The organism is Halomonas sp. AOP7-E1-9 (assembly GCF_052376035.1).
GTDB lineage: Bacteria > Pseudomonadota > Gammaproteobacteria > Pseudomonadales > Halomonadaceae > Vreelandella > Vreelandella citrativorans.
Genome location: NZ_JBQSVC010000011.1, coordinates 45,469 through 65,326, shown reverse-complemented (window position 1 = coordinate 65,326; position 19,858 = coordinate 45,469). Strand labels below are relative to the sequence as shown.

At 55.0% G+C, this 19,858-nt stretch carries 18 protein-coding genes; 6 read left to right on the top strand and 12 right to left on the bottom strand.

Features of this window, described 5'->3' with window-relative positions:
• Positions 1 to 2: 2 nt before the first annotated feature.
• Positions 3 to 1,286 (bottom strand): NAD(P)/FAD-dependent oxidoreductase, encoded by a 1,284-nt coding sequence (locus ACT3R4_RS08605; protein WP_441678487.1) that lies wholly within the window; start codon positions 1,284 to 1,286, stop codon positions 3 to 5.
• A gap of 758 nt (positions 1,287 to 2,044) precedes the next feature.
• Here ACT3R4_RS08605 and ACT3R4_RS08600 point away from each other — a divergent pair.
• Positions 2,045 to 4,780 carry a nitrate reductase gene (locus ACT3R4_RS08600; protein ID WP_441678485.1) on the top strand — a complete coding sequence of 912 codons (2,736 nt, stop codon included), beginning with the start codon at positions 2,045 to 2,047 and terminating at the stop codon, positions 4,778 to 4,780.
• Positions 4,740 to 5,654 carry a uroporphyrinogen-III C-methyltransferase gene (gene cobA / locus ACT3R4_RS08595; RefSeq protein ID WP_441678483.1) on the top strand — a complete coding sequence of 305 codons (915 nt, stop codon included), beginning with the start codon at positions 4,740 to 4,742 and terminating at the stop codon, positions 5,652 to 5,654. Before ACT3R4_RS08600 ends, cobA begins: the two co-directional genes overlap by 41 nt.
• On the opposite strand, the gene ACT3R4_RS08590 is transcribed toward cobA, so the two are convergent.
• On the bottom strand, positions 5,619 to 6,899 hold the full coding sequence (locus ACT3R4_RS08590) for an MFS transporter (protein ID WP_441678482.1): 1,281 nt from the start codon (positions 6,897 to 6,899) through the stop codon (positions 5,619 to 5,621). The genes cobA and ACT3R4_RS08590 overlap by 36 nt on opposite strands.
• Positions 6,900 to 7,062: 163 nt before the next feature.
• Between ACT3R4_RS08590 and dkgB the strand changes: the two genes are divergently transcribed.
• Entirely contained in the window at positions 7,063 to 7,872 is an 810-nt protein-coding gene (gene dkgB / locus ACT3R4_RS08585; protein WP_441678480.1) for a 2,5-didehydrogluconate reductase DkgB, read from the top strand.
• Between the two features lie 125 nt (positions 7,873 to 7,997).
• Positions 7,998 to 8,144: an alternative ribosome rescue factor ArfA gene (arfA, locus tag ACT3R4_RS08580; protein WP_441678478.1), complete on the top strand. Its 147-nt coding sequence runs from the start codon at positions 7,998 to 8,000 to the stop codon at positions 8,142 to 8,144.
• Between the two features lie 40 nt (positions 8,145 to 8,184).
• Here the strand turns inward: arfA and ACT3R4_RS08575 are convergent, their stop codons facing one another.
• The 3 genes from ACT3R4_RS08575 to ACT3R4_RS08565 form a co-directional block, all read right to left on the bottom strand.
• Complete coding sequence (locus ACT3R4_RS08575; protein WP_441678476.1) at positions 8,185 to 10,035, bottom strand: ABC transporter ATP-binding protein; 1,851 nt, start codon at positions 10,033 to 10,035, stop codon at positions 8,185 to 8,187.
• A gap of 147 nt (positions 10,036 to 10,182) precedes the next feature.
• A complete protein-coding gene (locus ACT3R4_RS08570) occupies positions 10,183 to 10,713 on the bottom strand; it encodes a chromate transporter (protein WP_441678474.1) in 531 nt (176 codons plus the stop codon).
• Entirely contained in the window at positions 10,710 to 11,267 is a 558-nt protein-coding gene (locus tag ACT3R4_RS08565) for a chromate transporter (protein ID WP_441678472.1), read from the bottom strand. The genes ACT3R4_RS08570 and ACT3R4_RS08565 overlap by 4 nt, the downstream gene beginning before the upstream one ends.
• Positions 11,268 to 11,458: 191 nt before the next feature.
• Between ACT3R4_RS08565 and ACT3R4_RS08560 the strand changes: the two genes are divergently transcribed.
• Together ACT3R4_RS08560 and ACT3R4_RS08555 are read left to right on the top strand one after the other, a co-directional pair.
• Complete coding sequence (locus ACT3R4_RS08560) at positions 11,459 to 12,127, top strand: GntR family transcriptional regulator (RefSeq protein ID WP_441678470.1); 669 nt, start codon at positions 11,459 to 11,461, stop codon at positions 12,125 to 12,127.
• A gap of 75 nt (positions 12,128 to 12,202) precedes the next feature.
• On the top strand, positions 12,203 to 12,778 hold the full coding sequence (locus ACT3R4_RS08555; protein ID WP_441678468.1) for a DUF1415 domain-containing protein: 576 nt from the start codon (positions 12,203 to 12,205) through the stop codon (positions 12,776 to 12,778).
• A 202-nt stretch (positions 12,779 to 12,980) separates the two neighbouring features.
• Here the strand turns inward: ACT3R4_RS08555 and ACT3R4_RS08550 are convergent, their stop codons facing one another.
• The 7 genes from ACT3R4_RS08550 to ACT3R4_RS08520 all read right to left on the bottom strand — a co-directional run bounded on the left by ACT3R4_RS08550 (position 12,981) and on the right by ACT3R4_RS08520 (position 19,816).
• Positions 12,981 to 13,475, bottom strand: coding sequence for a GNAT family N-acetyltransferase (locus ACT3R4_RS08550; RefSeq protein WP_441678466.1), 495 nt, complete (start codon positions 13,473 to 13,475; stop codon positions 12,981 to 12,983).
• A 134-nt stretch (positions 13,476 to 13,609) separates the two neighbouring features.
• On the bottom strand, positions 13,610 to 14,602 hold the full coding sequence (locus ACT3R4_RS08545) for an LLM class flavin-dependent oxidoreductase (RefSeq protein WP_441678464.1): 993 nt from the start codon (positions 14,600 to 14,602) through the stop codon (positions 13,610 to 13,612).
• Positions 14,603 to 14,799: 197 nt separating this feature from the next.
• A complete protein-coding gene (locus tag ACT3R4_RS08540; RefSeq protein ID WP_441678462.1) occupies positions 14,800 to 14,940 on the bottom strand; it encodes a hypothetical protein in 141 nt (46 codons plus the stop codon).
• 15 nt (positions 14,941 to 14,955) lie between these two features.
• A complete protein-coding gene (locus tag ACT3R4_RS08535; protein WP_441678460.1) occupies positions 14,956 to 16,221 on the bottom strand; it encodes a nitrate- and nitrite sensing domain-containing protein in 1,266 nt (421 codons plus the stop codon).
• Positions 16,222 to 16,328: 107 nt separating this feature from the next.
• Entirely contained in the window at positions 16,329 to 17,681 is a 1,353-nt protein-coding gene (locus ACT3R4_RS08530; protein ID WP_441678458.1) for an MFS transporter, read from the bottom strand.
• A 304-nt stretch (positions 17,682 to 17,985) separates the two neighbouring features.
• Positions 17,986 to 19,005: a patatin-like phospholipase family protein gene (locus tag ACT3R4_RS08525; protein WP_441678456.1), complete on the bottom strand. Its 1,020-nt coding sequence runs from the start codon at positions 19,003 to 19,005 to the stop codon at positions 17,986 to 17,988.
• 85 nt (positions 19,006 to 19,090) lie between these two features.
• Positions 19,091 to 19,816 (bottom strand): murein L,D-transpeptidase catalytic domain family protein, encoded by a 726-nt coding sequence (locus ACT3R4_RS08520; protein ID WP_441678454.1) that lies wholly within the window; start codon positions 19,814 to 19,816, stop codon positions 19,091 to 19,093.
• Between the last annotated feature and the right edge of the window lie 42 nt (positions 19,817 to 19,858).

The window sequence follows — 19,858 nt, the reverse complement described above, 5'->3', positions numbered from 1 at the left end:
GGCTAAGCTGCCTCCAGCGTCGATGAGGGAGTGGGTGGGGTATCAAGAAGCAGGGCGTTGGCATCGGCTTCACCGAACAGCAACGCCTGGCGGCAGGCGCCCACATCGGTTTTGGCCAGCGCCTGGGCGAAATACCAGGGGCCGGAATGGGTATCGCCATACAGCACAGCGCCTTCAAGCCTTCCGTTACGCAGTAACAAGCGGCGGTAATCGCCGCTTGCCGGGTCGCTGTAATGCAGTACTTCGTGTTCTGGCGCAGCCTCGGTGGGGCCAAACGCGTAGAGGGCCACCCCGCTGATTTTAAGCTTGGTTGCGGTCGGCGCCTCACTATAGCGGGCGCTGCCATCGCCACACAGCGTGTTGGCTAACACATCTACCTGACGCCAGATCGGCTCGACCAAGCCGTAGGTGTGCTGCTCAAACTGGCAGCACTCACCCAATGCGTGAATACGCGGGTCTGAGGTAGTGAGCGTGTCATCAACCATGATGGCGCGCTGCGTTGCCAGGCCTGCCAGATGGCCAAGTTCTGCGTTAGGTGTAATACCGGTTGCCACGATGACGCTCTGAGCAGGCAGGCGCTGGCCATCTTCAAGCACGACGGCGGCTAAGTTGCCCGCGCCGTCGTCTTCAAAGTGGCTGATGCGCGCATTGGTTAATATGGTCAAGCCACGCTGGGCAAGCGTCGTTTCAAGCAGCCCGGCGGCCATGCTATCCAGCTGACGATTCATTAACCGCTCACTGCGCTGTAGAACGCTGACGCTGGCGCCCCGCTTGCGAAGCCCTTCAGCGGCCTCCAGGCCCAACAAACCGCCGCCGATTACGACACATTCGCCGCCCTGTAGGGCAAGCGTTGCAAGCGTGTCGGCATCTTGCAGGGTACGAAACCCATACACGCCGTTAAGGCCAATGCCGGGTACCTCGGGTAGTGTCGGGCGTGAGCCGGTGGCAATCACCAAGCGGTCATAAGCCAGCGTGCGGCAGGGAGTGATAATGCGCCGCTCTTCGCGGTCGATTTCCAGCACGCATTCATTCAGGTGAAGGGTGATCCCGTGCTTGGCGTACCACTGCGTATCACGCAGGGCGAGGGCGCCAGCCGGCATTTCATCGGCGAGCAGTGGCGATAGCAGTATCCGGTTATAGGCGGGAGATACTTCTGCACCAATCACCGTTATCTGCTGGGGTCGATGAGGCAATTTAACGACGGCCTCTAGCAGTCGCTGGCTCGCCATGCCGTTGCCGATAACGACTAAGTGATCATCAGACGAGCACCGAGAGATAGCGATCATAGGTTGCTCCTTACTGTTTAGCGCTTGGCTACAAATGCCTATCCACAAATACTCGGCAGCGCTGAAGAAAAGCCAATAAAAAAAGCCCCTGAGTCAGCGTCCCGGGCAAATGGATTGCCAGGAAGGCCGTATCAGGGGCTTCGTTGCCCGGTAGCTGAGGCCAAACCCGTTAGCTGGGTTTCGCACAGAGCAGCCACCGTTGGCTGCCCGCTAAGCTTAAATTTATCTAATCAGTACAGGGCAATTAATCAGCCAAATATCGTTAATTATTTATTTTTTTATTGCTTATCAATAGCCTGTTTTAAGTAGGCAGGTTGACGATAACGCCTTTTTATCCGCCTAAGCGCAGACTGCGCACGCTATTGGTGCGCTAAGCGGTAAGAATGCACCGTGAGTAGTCAGCGTTAGCAAAAAACCTGCCTACAAGATAAGTCGAAAGATATTTTCTTGGTTACTAACCTTCTGTTTAATTTGGTGTTTTTGTTTTAATGGGTTGGTTGGCGTAGGCCTTGCTATTACCTTGGCAACAAGCAACAAAGCACAGACGGGTTTATCGGCACAATAAAATGCAGCCATTGAATTTGACGGGCAAATAACAACGCTAACGCCATCAGATGACAGGCCATTAATAAGTATGTCCAATCCCAGCAGTGCGACATTTGGCACCGGTGCAGGTGTCCCTGAGACAACGGCGTCCAGGCAGGCTTCTTTTGAGGCTAGCTTGGGCGCTTTTTGCTTTTAAGCGGGAGGAAATCAGTATGTCCCAGGCCACACGCTCGGCTTGTAAAGCAAACACAACGTGCCCTTATTGCGGTGTCGGCTGCGGCGTAATCGCCACTGTGGCTAGCGGCACAATCAGCGCCGTTGAAGGCGACCGCGACCACCCCGCCAACTTTGGTCGGCTATGTGTGAAAGGCTCGGCACTTCACGAAACCCTCGGCCACCATGACCGGCTCACCACGCCCTGGGTCGATGGCCAAGCGGTTGACTGGAATGTGGCGTTAACCACCTTGGCAGAGCGGTTGCAAACGACTCGCGCAACTTACGGCGCTGAGTCAGTCGGTGCCTATCTTTCAGGCCAGCTATTGACCGAAGATTACTATGTGGCCAATAAGCTATTTAAAGGCTTTTTAGGCACGCCGCACCTGGATACCAACTCGCGACTCTGCATGGCCTCTGCCGTGGCGGCGTATAAACGCTCGTTGGGCGCGGATGCTGTTCCCTGCAACTATGAAGATATTGAAGAGGCCGAGCTGGTGGTGCTGGTGGGCTCGAATCTGGCCTGGAATCATCCGGTGCTTTACCAGCGCTTAAAGGCCGCCAAAACGCGCAACCCGTTGATGCGCGTGGTGGTCATCGACCCGCGCGTGACCGACAGCTGCGAGATTGCCGACCTGTACCTGGGCATCGCACCCGGCAGCGATGCAGTGCTGTTTAACGGCCTGCTGGCCTGGATGGCTGAGAATAACAAGCTGGATCAGCTCTATCTGGATCGCCATACACAAGGTTTTGATGAAGCGCTGTTGGCTGCGAGCCACTGCGACATTAACGACGTAGCGGCCATATGTGATATCGACCCTGAGCGGCTGGAGACCTTTTACTACTGGTTTGCCAGCCAGCTCCATGTCGTGACGCTCTACTCCCAGGGCGTCAACCAATCCACCAGCGGTACCGATAAGTGCAATGCGATCATCAACTGCCATCTGGCGGGCGGCAAAATCGGATTGCCGGGGGCGGGGCCTTTCTCGATTACCGGCCAACCCAATGCCATGGGCGGGCGTGAAGTGGGTGGGCTTGCCAACCAGCTGGCCGCGCATATGGATTACCACACGCCCGGCGCCCTCAGGCGAGTCACCCGCTTCTGGGCGACGGAAACGTTAACTCCTGAATTGCCCCAGGCGCCTGGCTATAAGGCGATTGAGCTTTTTGAAGCAGTTGAGCGGGGCGACATAAAGGCGCTGTGGATAATGGCCACCAACCCGGTGGTCAGCTTGCCGGATGCCGCCCGCGTGCGGCGTGCGCTTGAAAAGTGCTCACTGGTAATTGTGTCTGAGTGCGCAAGCCATACCGACCTGCTGGCCTACGCCGATATCATTCTGCCCGCGACGGGGTGGTCTGAAAAAGACGGCACGGTGACCAATTCCGAGCGGCGTATTTCACGCCAGCGTGGCTTGCTACCCGCGCCTGGCCAAGCGCGTCACGACTGGTGGATTATGTGCGAAGCCGCCAAACGTATGGGCTTTCAGGAGGCGTTTGACTATAGCCACCCCCATGAAATTTTTGATGAGCACGCGCGTCTTTCCGGCTTCGAGAATGAGGGGGAGAGCAAACGGCTCTTCGATACTTCCGGCCTGGTGGGGCTTGGGCGCGAGGGCTACGACGCGCTGGCGCCTATTCAGTGGCCGGTGACGTCTTCAGCACCTCACGGAACGGCGCGGTTGTTTGAAGATGGTGAATTCGCCACGCCCAATGGACGCGCCAAATTCATCATTATAACGCCGCGCTTGCCGGAGCAACGCTTAAGCGACGCCTATCCGCTGCGCCTGAATACCGGGCGTATTCGCGATCAGTGGCACACCATGACGCGCACGGCACGCGCGCCCCGGCTGATGAATCATCGCTACGAGCCGTTTATCGAACTCCACCCAGGCGATGCTGCGAACTATGGCATTGGCGACCAGCAACTGGCAGTATTGTCCGCCGCCAGCGGCGAGTACCGGGGGCGCGTGCGTATCTCGAATGCCCAGCGGCGTGGCGAGGTGTTTATTCCCATGCACTGGAGCGATGCGTTCAGTAAATCGGCGCGTAGCGGTGCCATGCTAAAAGCTTTGACCGACCCTGTGTCAGGCCAGCCAGAAGCCAAGCACGGCGCTGTGGCGCTGGCACCGCTTGAAGCAGCCTGGGAGGCAACGCTGTTGATTGCCCATCCATTAGGGGATAATAGTCAGGAAGTGTCCCCGTGGTGCAGAAGCGATTATTGGGCACGCGTACCCATGCAGGGCTGTCAGCGCTGGCAGCTGGCTGATGCAAAGCCGGTACATGACTGGCTGGCGCTACTCGCTACGTGGCTACCCGAAGGGGCTTCTTTGTGGTGTGAAGACAGCGGCAATGGCCGCTTGCGCGCTGCGGCTATTGTGCGGGGCAAACTGCGCTGGTGGCTGATGGCCGGCCCGCCGCGCGAATTGCCCGGGCTTGCCTGGCTTGAAGCGCGTTTTAACGAAACAGCCATCAGTGATAAGCACCGGCGCCGACTGCTGGCGGGGTGCGACGATGGCGCTGCGGATACCGGCCCCGTGGTATGCAGCTGCCACCAGGTGGGCCAAGCGGCGATTGTTAATGCCATTCGTGCCGGTGATACCAGCGTGGAAGCGTTGGGCGCACGGCTTGCTTGCGGAACCCAATGCGGTAGTTGTTTGCCTGAATTGAAGTCCCTGATTGAAGAGGAGCGTTCACATGCGCGTGCTAAGCAAGCGTCTACTACAGAAGTGGCCTGAGGCCACGTTGTGCTTTACGCAGCGCGTGCTGTCGCCGTTCCAGCGCTCCACGCGCAGTGCCTCAAGTGCGCCTTCGCTTAAGCTACGCGGCGAATGCACGGCTGGGCATGTGTATCTGGTTGGTGCGGGCAGTGGTGATATGGAGCTGTTAACGCTGAAAGCCGCGCGGCTGTTAATGCAGGCCGATGCTATCGTGTATGACCGTTTGGTAGGCGACGATGTGTTAGGGCTGGTTCCGCTTTCCGCTGAGCGTTACTACGTTGGCAAGGCCAGCGGCCATCACAGCATGCCGCAAGCGGAAATTGGCGCCTTGATGGTCAAATTGGCAACCGCCGGCAAATCGGTGGTGCGCTTGAAAGGCGGTGACCCCGGCATATTTGCGCGTATGGGGGAAGAGCTTGCCGCCCTGGCGGGTGCCAATGTGCCCGCACACATTGTGCCCGGCATTACCGCGGCGTCTGCTGCCGCCGCAAGCCTGGGGATTCCGCTGACCGACCGGGGCCACTCTCAGCAACTGCGCTTTATTACTGCACAGCTATGCCGTGAGGGCGGCGCGCCCGACTGGCAAACCCTGGCCCGTCGCGATGAAACCCTGGTATTTTATATGGGGCTTTCCAAGGTAGAGGCCATTTGCGCAGGGCTACGCCAGGCGGGGCTACCCGATGAGTGGCCGATCATGCTGGTCGCCAATGCCAGCCTGCCCGAACAGCAGGCATTGGTGGGTACGCTTAATGATATGCCCCAGCGCCTGGCGGATCATCCGCTGCCGTCACCCTGTGTGATTCTGGTGGGCAGCGTGGTGAGTATGGTCGCGAGCAGCCCCGCTAATGTGCTTGCTTCAGCGGGCATCATCGAAGCGGTCGACCCGGCGTAGCGTTGGGAACAGACGCATCCACAGGCCGACCACCGCCAGCGTGCCTACGCCGCCAATCACTGCGGCGGGCACTACGCCAAATCCGGCGGCCATGCTGCCCGCGCGAAACTCGCCCAGCTCGTTACTTGAGCCAATAAACAGCATATTGACGGCATTCACCCGGCCGCGCATTTCATCCGGCGTGGCCAACTGAATCACAGTGGTGCGTACATAAACGCTGATCATATCGGCCGCACCCGCGACCAGCATGGCGATCATCGACACCCAGAACAGGGTAGAGAACGCGAACACTAGATTCGCCAACCCGAACACGGCCACGGCGGCAAACATCACGTGCCCGGCGCGGCGCTTGATGCCACGAACGCCAAGATAAAGTCCCATCAATAGCGCGCCCACCGCAATTGCGCTGCGCAGAGCACCCAATCCTTCAGGGCCCACATGCAAGACTTCCTGCGCGTAAATGGGCAACAGCGCTACCACGCCGCCCAGCAGCACGGCAAATAGATCCAAGGATATGGCGCCTAGAATAATCGGCTGATAGCGGATATAACGAATACCTGCGGAAAAACGCTTCCAGGCGGTACTTTCCAATACCTTGGCTTTCTCGACATAGCGCACCGGTACCAGTACCAGTAAGGCCAGCGCGACGATAAAGCAGCCCAGGCACACGGCGTAGGCCAGGCTACCGCCGCCCATGGCGTAAAGCACGCCGCCCATGGCGTAAAGCACGCCGCCCAGCAGCGGCCCGCTAATCACCGCGACTTTCATAATCGAGCTATTCAGCGCAATGGCCTGGGCCAACTGAGTGCGGGGCACAATGTTGGGCAACATACTTTGCAGCGTGGGGCCGGTAAAGGCTCGGGCGCAGCCAAACAGAGCCAGCACAGCATAAAATTCAATAACGCTGCCATGATTGGCTTGCGCCAATAAAAGCAGCAGGGCGCTACAGATACCCTGTACCGCCCAACTGAGTTGTAGGATGCGCTTGCGCGGAAAACGGTCGACCACATCGCCTGCGGGCAGCAGTAAAATCACCATAGGCAGAAACTGCGCAAGCCCCACATAGGCAAGCGACATGGCATCGCGAGTAATGTCATATACCTGCCATGCCACCACAATGGCTTGAATTTGCATGGCAAAAACGGCGGCAAGGCGAGAGAGAAGAAAGCTTAAAAAGCCCGGCTGGCGGTGAATGGGAAGCAGCGGGGCATCGGTCGCTGCAAGTGTGTCGTTATCGGGGGGCATGGGCGGCATCTTGGTTAGCAAGAGAATGTTAGCAAGCGAATTTTCATAATTCTATCGCTTATGGCGCCAAACGTGGTATGGGCTTTTTTGAATAGGTGGTTGAAGTCACGCGGTGGCCGCCCCATGTTAATTAACACGCTATCAATAGAAAAGGATGTTAATGATGCAAAAGGTTATGCCTAACCCCGGCTTTGGTACTTTTCGCCTGGAAGGCGATACGCTTAAAGAGAGCATCCATGCGGCGCTTGAAGCAGGCTATCGCCATATCGACACCGCTCAGTTTTACGGTAATGAGAAGGGCGTTGGTGAAGCGATTCGTGACAGCAGCGTACCGCGTGGCGACATTTTTCTGACCACCAAAGTGTGGTTCGACAACCTGGCGCCGCTGCGCTTGAAAGAGAGTGTTGATGAAAGCCTGGAAAAGCTCGGTACCGACTACGTTGACCTACTGCTGATCCACTGGCCATCGCCGGATAACGAAGTGCCGATGGAAGAGTACCTGGCCGCTCTCAAAGAGGTGAAGGCACTGGGTAAGGCGCGCCACATCGGCGTATCCAACTTCACTATTGAACAGCTTGATAAAGCGGTGGAGATTTTGGGTAAAGGCGAAATCCTCACCAATCAGATTGAAGTGCATCCTTTCCTGCAAAACCGCAAGCTGGTTGAGCGCTGCGAGCATCACGGTATTCAGGTAACGGCCTTTATGCCGCTGGCGGTGGGCAAGGTAATGGACGATGCCACGCTCCAGCAGATCGCGGATGCGCACAGCGTAACGCCTGCGCAAATCGCCTTGGCCTGGGTCAATCAGCGCGACATGATCACCATTCCTTCTTCCACCAAGGCGCGTAATATCCAAAGCAATATTGCCGCGTTTGATCTTGTATTAAACGACAGTGAAATGGACGACATTGCCAAGCTGGACCGCAAGGAGCGCATCGCCAACCCTGACTTTGCACCTAAATGGGATGAGTAATATTAAATGAGTGCGTGGGAACGTTAGGCATCTCATAATGTCATAGCGGTGCCTGCACAAGCAGCACCGCTATTTATATAGCTTTATTACAGCTTTTAAATAAATCGGCTTTACAGGAAGATTCCATGACGCAAAAGATTCGCGACAACGCGCTCAAAGCGCAGCTACGAACCCCCATGTTCAAGATGCAGCAGCAAACGCCCAAAAAAGGTAAAGGCAGCTACTCCCGTAAAGGGCGCAAGGCCCTGCGGGGGTATCGCCAAGCCGCTTGATCAAGCGTTTTGGCAATGCTTCTGCTCTGATCAATCCCTCTTAGCGATAACCTTTCGCCTGAAGATGAAATAAATGCGCATAACGACCATTGATAGCCAGTAGCGCCTCATGCGTGCCGCGTTCAATAATTTCTCCCTGGTCGATAACGAGGATGAGATCCGCATTGCGGACGGTTGAGAAGCGGTGCGATATGAGAATCGTCATTTTATTGTGGCTATGCTGCCGAAACCTTGTAAATACGTCGGCTTCAGCGGCGGCGTCCATCGCAGCGGTGGGTTCATCCAGCACTAAAATATCGGCCTCTTCGCGCATGTAAGCGCGCGAGAGCGCTATCTTTTGCCACTGCCCGCCAGAGAGTTCCTGTCCATCCTTAAACCAGCGGCCCAACTGAGTGTTATAGCCTTGAGGCATGCGTTTGATAAAACTGTCGGCCATGCCATTGCGAGCGGCCTGCTGCCAGCGCGCTTGATTATTAAACGCCTGGGTGTCGCCCACGCCCAGATTTTCGCCAACCGGCAATTGATAGCGGACAAAGTCCTGAAAAATAACCCCGACGCGTTTGCGTAGTGCACTGCTTTCCCAGTCACGAAGATCACTGCCATCCAGCAGAATTCGCCCCTTTGTAGGGTGATAAAGCCGCGTTAAAAGCTTAATGAGGGTGGTTTTTCCGGAGCCGTTTTCGCCGACCAGGGCAAGGCTTTGACCGGGAGACAGGTGCAGTGAGATGTGTTGCAATACCTGCTTGCCGCCTGGGTAAGCAAAGCTTACATCTTCAAAGCGCAGCCCGTCGCCGGGAAGCGCGCCTTGCAAGCGCGTGCCGCCTTCCTGCTGGGTAGGTTGTTCCAGGTACTCGTAGAGGTTGGAGAGATAGAGATTGTCTTCGTACATGCCACTGATGGCGGTAAGGCTTGCAGAAAGCGCAGATTGGCCCTGTTTAAACACCATCAAGTACATGGTCATCTGACCCAGCGTGATAGCACCTGCAATCGTTTCAACCACTACCCAGCCATACGCTGCGTAGAACGTTAGCGTGCCCAGCAAGCCAAGCAAGAAGCCCCAGCCCTCACGGCGGAGTGTCAACCGCCGGTCTTCGCGAAATAGTCGGTTGAAAATATCGCGATAGCGTTGCAAAAAAAGCGGCTCAAGGCCAAATAGTTTGACCTCTTTAATGCTGTCTTCGCGGGCCAGTACGGTTTCCAAATAGCCCTGCATACGCGTTTCAGGTGAGCGCCTGCGAAACAAGCGAAACGCATCACCTGAAAACTTGGCTTCTGAAACAAACACCGGCAGGGCGCCTGCCGCTAGAATCAGCAGCGCCCAAGGGGAAAACTGCACAAGCAGTACACTAAAACTGACCAGTGAGATGGCGTTTTGCAGCAGCCCAAAGGTTTTATTAACCAGCGCTAAAGGCCGCGTGGAGGCTTCACGGCGAGCACGTGTTAATTGGTCATAAAGCTCTGAATCCTCGAACTGGCTTAATGATAGCGTGCCTGCTTTTTCTAAAATCATGACATTGACTTTCTGGCCCAGCAGGGCGCGAAGCAGCGACTGCTGAGCAGAAAGTCCGCGTTGGGCCAGTGCGATCAAGGCGATGATGAGAGCCTCTAACGCCACAAGCTCAAGCACCGGCATAATAATAACCGTCAGGTTAGCGGAAGGGTTGTCGCGATAGGTGTCCATTGCATTGACGACGCCATCAACGATCAGTTGGCCCACCCAGGCGCCCGCCGCAGGCAACACGCCAGCCACCAGCGTGCAAAGCGCCAGCCCGAACATCATCCAACGGGAGGTTTCCCAAACAAGGCCCAGGGCTCGCTTGCTGTAGCGAAACACGTTGAAAAAACCGTTAACCGACGGGGCGTTACCAGAGGTGGAAAACAGTGGGGGCATAGGGAGTTAACATGAACCGAGAGCGAAAGAAGCTATTATGATGCGTGGGTTGCGTCGCAATAGCCACTTCAACCGCCGGCGCTTTAATAGCGCGCGACGGTTGAAGCAAAATAAGAAGACGAGCACAGGCTCTTTTCGTACAAACCTTTAGGAAAGGATAAAGGCACCGTACACAAGCGCACCCATCACCACAAACGCGGGATGAACGCTGAACCGTACCAGCGCAATCGCGGCAATGGCGCCGATAATCAGCGTATGTACCCACCCTGCGCCATTAACGCCTTCAAGGAAAAAGCCCAACGTTAACCAAGCCATCATAATGGCGATTACTGGGCGTACCCATTGGCTCATACGCTTGACTTGGGGAGACTCGCGATGGCGGTACAAAAGCCCTAGTGCGGCAATCATCAGCAGTAGTGAAGGCACAACCGTTGCCGCTATTGCGACGGCAGCACCGCCGATGCCGGCCACTTCATAACCCACGTAGCCGGCCATTTTAGTAGCAATCGGGCTAGGCAGCGCGTTTCCAAGCGCAAGCGTTTCCGCGAAACCTTGAGACGTCATCCAGCCATAGCGGCCGACTACTTCGGCTTCAAGCAGGGGAATAATGGCTGGGCCACCGCCGTAGCCAACAATGTTCGGGACAAAAAACGCCAGGAACAGCTGCCAATAAATCATGCTGAACGCTCCGCTTTTTTAGCTGCGGAAGGGCGTAATAGCGCTGCCAGCAAAATCGCGCCAATAATAAAACCGGGGTGAATGCCCAGCCAATAAATCAATAGGCCAGCGGTAATCGCCATTAGGCTACTGACAAGCCAGCCTAGCGCCTTTTGCGATTTATCAAAGAAGTCCCAAGCCAGTTGCCCCATCATCACCATGACGACGGGAACCACGGCTTGCCCCATCCCTCGAATCCAGGCCACATCCCGATACCGACTAAAAACGCCCAGCATGACCACCATGGCAACTACCATGGGAAAACAAACTGCAAGTACCGACGCTATACAGCCACTAATGCCGCCTACACGGTAGCCGATATAACCAGGCATTTTAGTTGCGATAGGACCAGGTAAGGTGTTGCCAATGGCTAATACATCGGCAAACTCTTCGTCCGTCAGCCATTGGTGGCGTGTAACGACTTCTGCATGTACCAGCGGTATCATTGAGGGGCCGCCACCGAAACCAAAAATACCGACGCGAAAGAAGGCCCAGAACAGGGCTGTTTGTTTCATCAGTGTGTCACGCTATGGTAGGCAGGCCGAAAACGGTAGTAGATGCGTTGAAAAACCATATTTTCTCTTTATATCGTTTATATGTAATAAAATCGATTATTTTTCAGGGTAGAATAATATAATCAAGAGCGTTAGCAGGCGTCAAACGGAATAAGTGATATGCGCTCACCGGTGGATGAAAGGACCCTACCATGAACCAGTACGTTCAGCCCTCCACAACAACAGCATCTAGCCGTATTTACGATATTTTACGCAAAGACCTGGTTAATGGGCGTTTTGCTGCTGGCGAAAAGTTGGCAATCAATGCGCTTAAAGAGCTGTATCAAGTGGGCTTAAGCCCCTTGCGTGAAGCGTTAAACAAGTTGGCCGCCTATGGTCTGCTGATACAGGAAAATCAGCGCGGTTTTCGGGTGCCGACTCTTTCACGCAGTGAACTGGATGATATTGTAAAAACGCGCTTGGCCTTGGAAAGTATGGCATTTGAACAGGCAATTTCGCTGGGGGATGCGGCGTGGGAGGCAAACCTTCTCGCGGCAGAGCATCGCCTGAAATGTGCCGACATGACGCTGGATAATGACGATGAGTGGGAGCGATTGCATACCCAGTTTCATCGCACGCTGGTCGCATCGTGCGGCTCTATATGGTCGCTGCGGTTTATTGAACAGCTGCACGATCAATTTGATCGGTACCGGCGCTTGGGCCCCAAAATGCCGGTCATTCGCCAGGAGTTGGATCAGCAGCACCATGAGCTAGTGGCGCTCGCTTTAAAGCGCGACGTGAAAGCAGCGCGAAAGCTTCTTGATGAGCATATCCTTAAATCCTATGAGGCTGCACTAACGTGCTTTGCGCAGCACGGCTAAAAGCACCAGCTAAGCCGTCAGCGATCAGTGTACACTGGCGCGTACTAAACACGATAAAGTGGATGTAAAAGAGCGATGCAATATTCAGATAGTGATGTCATTGAGCAAACGTTGAGCTGGGTGCGCAACTTTATTGTGGCTGAAAACGTATGTCCCTTTGCTCAGCGAGAAGTAGAACGTGACACTATTCGTGTGGGCGTCGTACGCTCAAAAAAGCTTGAGGTGGCATTGGAAGAGCTGATGGTCGAAGTGCAGTGGTTGGATGAGCATCCGGAAACAGAAACCACGTTGCTGGTCTTTCCCACGCTTTTTAAGCACTTTGACCACTATCTGGACTATGTAGAACTGGCAGAAAGCATGCTGGCCGAACAGGGCTATGAAGGTGTTTATCAGCTGGCGACTTTTCATCCGGACTACTGCTTTGAGGACGCCACGCCAGAGGACGCCTCGAACTACACCAACCGCTCACCCTACGCAATGGTGCACCTATTGCGCGAAGCGAGCGTTGAAAAAGCCATTGAGTTTTATGGTGATACCTCGGTCATCCCGGAACGCAATGTGGCCCATTTGACCACGATGGGAAGCAGTAGGGCAGAGCGCTATCTTCAGGATGCGTTAGCGCAACGGGCATCTTCGGGTAAAACGCCATAACGCCTTGTTCGTGCTGTTTATGCAAAGCTCAAACGCCCTTGCTTTGGATCGATTGTTGCGCTTTTCTCTGCGGGTATTCCAAGCGCCGCCACTACCATCAACATGACAACGAGCAAACCTAATGCACCTGCCAGAGCATGGTTCATTGGAGTGGTTGTGATGTCGATAAAAACTATGAAAATTAATACGCTAGTCGAATAAGTTATAAGAATTTATGCATCACGTAGCTGTCTACGAGTCCTTGTGTTGCGTGACAATAAGCTTTCGGCACCGTACCCACAATATTAAATCCTAAACGCTGCCAAAGCGCTACCGCTGCCTCGTTCGTGGCAACGACAGCGTTAAACTGCATGGCTTTAAAATCATGGGTGCGGGCTAGTTGCTGAGAGTGTTCACACATCGCGCGCGCAACGCCTTTACCGCGGGCGGCAGCGGTGACCATATAGCCACAGTTACACACATGGCCACCCGGGCCTGCGGCATTGGCTTTTAGGTAGTAGCTTCCCACCAGTTCGCCTGCTGAATCTCTGACGGCATACGTGGCTTTGGGGACTTGGCACCATAGTGAGTAGGCCGCCTCGTAGCTAATGTCGGGGTCAATGGCATAGGTGTGTTGTTCCGCCACAATCGCCTTAAAAGTGGGCCAGAAAATAGCGAAGTCGTCTTGCGTCATTAAGGTGAAGGTAAGTGTAGACATGGTTAATACCTGGTAGAGATAAGCCGAGTAGCATGTGAGGGGCGTTAATGGTACCAGGCCGCAGCGATGCCTGCGGCTGTCAACATGGAAGGGGCATCTGCGCTTGAAGCCCCTTAAGTGGCTGTACGTTGCGCTTATTTTGCTACGTGAGCAACGATTTCGTAGCTGCGCACGCGGTCGGCATGATCAAAAAAGTCACTATTAATCATTAACTCATCGGCGCCTGTACGTTCCTGAAAGTCTTCAAGTCCTGCTTTAACTGTTTCTGGACCACCAATAATCGCGGCACCCAGGAACTGGTTGACTTGCGACTGCTCCATGGGTGACCAGTCCAGCTGCTCTACCGGGGGCTGCGACTGAGTCGGCTTGCCACGGATCAGGTTCAGAAACTTCTGCTGGGCGGAGGTAGCAAGGTAGTGCGCCATGGCATCATTCTCTGCGGCCATCACCGGCAGCCCGACCATGGCATAAGGCTTATCCAGATGCTCAGACGGGCGGAAGTTATCGCGGTAGAGGCGTAACGCTTCAAATAGGTAGCCGGGTGCAAACTGCGCCGCAAATGCAAAGGGCAGGCCCAGCCTGGCGGCCAGTTGGGCGCTGTAGCCGCTTGAACCCAACAGCCAGATAGGCACGTTAGTTCCTTGGCCAGGTACCGCTTTCACCTGCTGGCCGGGCTCTGCATCTCCCAGGTAGCGACGCAGCTCGCTTAGTTGCTCGGGGAAGTCGTCTACGCCCGCATGCATGCTGCGCCGCATGGCACGCATAGTGGCACCGTCAGAACCGGGCGCCCGCCCAAGTCCCAGGTCAATGCGCCCAGGGTAGAGCGTTTCCAGCGTGCCAAACTGCTCGGCAATCACAAGCGGAGGATGATTAGGCAGCATTATCCCGCCCGAGCCTAGCCGTATAGTGGAAGTGTGGCCTGCCAAATGGCCAATCAAAACGGACGTGGCGGCACTGGCGATTCCAGGGATGTTGTGATGTTCGGCAAGCCAGTAACGGGTATAGCCCAACTGCTCGGCTCGCTGTGCCAGTGAAACGCTATCCCGGAACGTTTCAGCAGCGCTGCCGCCTTGGCGTATAGGGGCAAGGTCGAGTACAGAGAGCGCGGTCGAAGAGAGTTGGCTCATATTTCACCTACTAATAAAGACGTGGAGCATGCTTAAAGATTTGGACGCGTAGGCAATGAGACGGCACGCGGTTAAATCATTAGCACGCTTGTTAGTAGAGTGTATGCGGGCTATGAAGGCCAAATGCAAGGAGCAGCCCTTTTGGGCTGCGTAACCTGTTTGATCGGTTAGTCACTCGGCGGGGTGGCGAACCAGGATCACGTTAACGTCGACATGGGCCGGTTGAGAGAGCGCATAAATAACCGCGTTGGCAATATCGCGAGCTTCCAGCGCCGTTTCAGGCGGTTCATCAAAAAAGGGCGTATCGACATGCCTGGCTCAATCAAACGAGGTGACATCAGTGGATGGCTCGTTTAGCGTGAGTATGCTGGAGCCTCTTTGAGCATGGAGGAGAGATCGAGAATGGCTTGCGCCATGTCTGCCATGCTTTTGCTTTGATCCATTGATGTCTTGCGAAGGAAGCGGTAAGCCTCCTCTTCACTCATTGATTGGTGCGCCATAATAAGCCCTTTAGCGCGTTCAATAAGCTTGCGCTCGCGCAGTGCCTTACGGGTATTTTCCAGCTCATCGCTTAACCCTTGTAGGCGGCTGGACTGGGTCTGGGTTAACGCTATCAGGGAACGGCCAAGCGGTGAGGTCAGCGCGCTGGCCGTTAAATCACCCGACGGCTGAGGATGGTTAAGGGCCAGTAACGGTTCGCAAGGCGCGGGTTTATGCGCGTAAGGCTTGGCTTTGGTCTGCTCAAGCGTTGCTTCTGCCTGGTGTATTTTGCGATAGCAAAGCGCGGCTAGCTGTGCGTTTAACGTATCTTCGACGCTTTTGATTGCATCAATGCGCAGCGTGGTTAGCTCGTACCAGGTTTCACCCAGCGGGTTAGACGCTATGTGCGGCGACGCTGGCTGGCAGGCGGCCTCGCGCAGTTGTTGAATGCCGGTTAGCGCGCTGGTTGAAACGGCTTGCTGCCAGGCAAGCGCGGCGTCTGGAGTAGCAAATTCGATAAAAGTGTCAAAACAGCGCTGCTGGTCGTTAACCAGTTGGCCGAGAAGTTGGCGGTGACTGTCATCAAAATGGCCAAGGGTATAGCCAAAGGCGCCACAGGCACGCTCTTGTCCGGCCAGCTCCTTGCCTTGCATGAGATGGAAAATAGCCACCAGCGCGCGGGTAATATCTGGATCGTCTGAAGTGTCGGCAGCTTCGAAGACAATCGCTAACAAACCGCCAATAAGGTGATTAAAGGCTTGGGTGGCGGCATCGGGAGAAATAGCAACGTTATCAATGGCGCTGCGCAGTGCGCTTAAGTCGTCCAGGGCGTTCCACATGGCGGCTATTCGGCGCAGCAGGCGCGCCGCTGCCTGTGGGCGTGCTTCCTGGCTTAGCGCCTCTAAGCGCCTGCGCATCAGCGCTTCGGCCTCTTTGCTCTTGTTAATATATGTCTGGTGGCGTGTTTTAAAGCGCTGACCTTGAGAGGCGAGGTAAATCGTTGAGGCACCGCGTTCGCGCTGAAGCACATGGATAAAACGGCTAATATCCGCAACGATTTCCGAGGCCGTCGCTAAATAACGAAAATTGTCGATATCGCAACGAATGGCGGTTAAGAGTAGCTGCTGGGCAGATGACATAACGATTTCCTTTTACTCGCCGCGTTGCCCTTCTCTCATGGCTGGCTTGCGCCGGAGAGTAGGGGGCTGCTTGAGCATAATGCCTGGCGTTAACTTAATGCCTAGCGTTAACGTAATGAAAGGGCCCCCGCACCGGTATCATCGCCCACGGCGTCACGGTAAGCGTTTGCTTCTTGTGCTTCCGTTACGTCGTTAAACCGAACGACTAATACGCACGAGGCCAGTACCAGAACGGTCACGCCTAGGTAAAATAGCCCTTGTTGATAGCTTAAGCTTTCACTGCGAAACAGAAAGGCGGCCGAGACGGCGCCGACATTGCCGCCCGCACCCACAATCCCGGCAACTGCGCCCAAGGCTTTTTTATTGATAAACGGCACGACACCGAACGTGGCGCCTTCGGCCATTTGTACGAAGAGGCTAAACACCAGCATGATGCCAATGGCCAGGCTTAGAACGTGCATTTGCGAAAAGGCGACCAGCGCAATGCCTTCACAAACCAGCGCAATAAATAGCCAGCGCACACGTCCTTTTAACCCGCCCTGTTTGGCGAACAGATCCGAGAAAACACCACCCAGCGTGCGGGCAAAAATATTCATCAACCCAAACAGCCCTGCAATCATGCCAGCCATTGCCAGCGTTAAGTCGAATTTGTCGAAGAAGTAGATAGCCGCAATATTGTTGATCGTAAGTTCAACACCAAAACAGAGCCCATAAACGACAAACAGTGCCCAAACGCGGATGTCTTTCGCCGCTGCTAAAAAGCATTGAGTGGCGCTGTTCTCGCCCGTTGCCTCGGGCAATTCACCCCGTGCGCGCAGGTCACTAAAGTTGCCGTCAGGCGCATCCTGCGTGAGGAACCAGTAACCTATCCCGGTGATAAACATCACAATGCCGGGCACGACCATGGCAAGACGCCAGCCTAGCGCTTCGTTAACGCCCAGCATTAGCATGCCTGCAAAGATAAGCGGCATGAGAATTTGCGTGGTACCGCCTCCCAGATTACCCCAGCCCGCACTCGTTGCATTGGCGGTACCCACGACATTGGGCGCAAACATCATGGTGGTGTGGTACTGCGTAATCACGAATGAGGCACCGATAGCGCCAATGGCTAAGCGGGCTAGCAGGAACGTCTCAAAACTATTGGCAAAGCCGATGCCCATGACCGGTAGGGAGCCTAAAATGAGCAGGCCCGTGTAGGTTTTGCGCGGTCCTAATCGGTCACACAGCAATCCGATCAGGAGCCGTACGATAACGGTAATCGCGACAGACGCGATGATCGTGTTGCCAATTTGTGTCTGTGTCAGGGAAAGGTCATCGCGCACCACCGCCATGAGTGGCGCGATGCCGAACCAGCCAAAGAAACAGATATGAAAAGCAAACCACGACAGGTGGAAGGCACGCATCTGAGGCGTGGAGAACGTCAGCAGTCGAATACGATTGGCTTTATTGCGTATGTCCATGGGATGGCCTCACAGGATCTTAACCAGTTGAGCATCACGCAACGCCAAATCGCTCTGTTGCGTTACGTGTTCACGAGAACATGCCTTCGTCATTGAAGGTCAGGCTCGACGCACTCGTACCCGGTTGGGCCTGGTCTACGCCTACCATCACAAGAGATAGTTAAGCAATTAATTCGCCATCGGGGATTTTTATAAGCCTTATCAGTTGGTTACTTTTTATAGGCCGAAGATTTACAGAAAGAGGAATAGCCCCATGCGCTGTTGATGGGCATGCCGTAGGCGGCATGCATCACAATAGTGCTGTTTAGTCGTGCAGGTAAACGGCGTCGATATCCAGCGTTGAGTGATTGCCGATTGCCTCGAAGTGCTCATCCAGCCAGCGCTGCGCGGCGTCTCGGCCTTGTTCAAAAAGGTGTGAAAGAAACGACCATTCCGAATTCATCTTGCTGGAAACGGAAAGGTTTTCCAGCGCTTGCTCGCCGCTAATACGGTGAAAGAGGGCCTGCTGGTAACAGTTGTTGATCCCTTGCTCTTCCAGGGCGTGTTGCAGTAGCGCAATCATGCGTATCTCTTTAATCAGCGCGGCGTTAAAGGTAATTTCATTAAGTCTGTTCAGGATGGATGACGCACAGGTCGGTACTGAGTCGCGGCTGATAGGGTTAATTTGTATCAGCAGGATATCCCGTGAACTGCACTCCTCCATTAAGGGAAACAGCGCGGGATTGCCCATGTAGCCACCATCCCAGTAGGCCTCGCCATCAATTTCAACGGCCTGGAACATCAAGGGTAAACAGGCAGAGGCCATTACAGCATCAAGACTCATCTCTTCACGACGAAAGACACGCTGTTTGCCCGTGCGCACATTGGTGGCCGCCACAAACAGCTTAAGCTGCTCGCATTGGCGCACCCGCTCGAAATCAATGTGTGCATCAACGATGTCACGCAGTGGGTTAACGTTTAACGGGTTGAATTGATAGGGCGAGATCAGGCGCGTCATAAGGTCCATCGAGATATAGCCTGGCGAATGATCAAGGCTCCAGTTGCCGGTCCAGACATCCATCGGCGAACGACGTACCGGGCTTGCCATACCCGCGCGACTGACCGCCTGCCAAAAATCCGTCAGTGCTTGCCTGGCTAACGGCTTGCCGCCTCTGGTAAGGGCATCGGCCATCACCACGCCATTCATGGCACCGGCACTGGTGCCGCTAATACCTTCTATTTCGATGCGCTCATCTTCAAGCAGGCGGTCAATGACGCCCCATGAATAAGCGCCGTGTGCCCCGCCGCCTTGCAATGCGAGATCCAACTTCTTGACTTGAGTCATAAGGCCTCATGCGTTAGTTAGCTTATTCATGCTGCACTGCTTCTCAGCATGGCATAAGAACCGACACATGCCACCAGGCGCGAATTTAACGTTGCGCTAAATGGGGGGCACCTGGCGTTTGGCAGCGTAAGAAATTTGAGCTGGCGAGCCACTCCTCATCGGGGTAATAGGCAAACACATACTGATCATCTCTTAAGCTATCAATCAGCGGGTAAGTGATATCCTGGCGTACAGCGGGGCAGCCATGGCTGCGGCCGAGGCGGCCTGTTTGCGCGATAAAGTCATCGCTAACGTAGTCGGCTCCGTGAATCACAATGGCACGCTCGTAGGCGAGGTCATTGACCTCGGGTTCCAGCCCGTTAAGCCTAAGGGAGTAGCCGTTGCGTCCGTAATAGCTATTCATGGTACGAAACAAGCCAAGACTTGATTGATAGCTTTCGGGAATATTCGAGAAGGCGTCGGCTTGCGCATCACCAGAACCCTGGCCATGGGAAACCAATTCCTCAAACAACAGCGTGTGCTGGCGCAGATCAAAGACCCACATGCGCCGCTCGGTGGAAGGCAGTGAATAGTCGATAACTGCCAGCCGCTCGACATTGGGGTCCGCACAGCTGAGCGCTTGGGCGGCAAGGCGCAGCGCTTCTGGGGTAGCCGAAGGCGCTAATTGAAGCAACTGATGATTAAGCGATAACACACCGGGAGGGGGCGTTGAGGCGACATCAGAAAAGAAACTGCTCGCGTATAAAGGGAGGCTAATGAACGCGAAAGGTAAACAGCATGACAACGATAGTGGGCGCAAACGGGTTACCATACAGAGCAATCCTGCTGACAAGAGCGACGACGAAAAACAGTA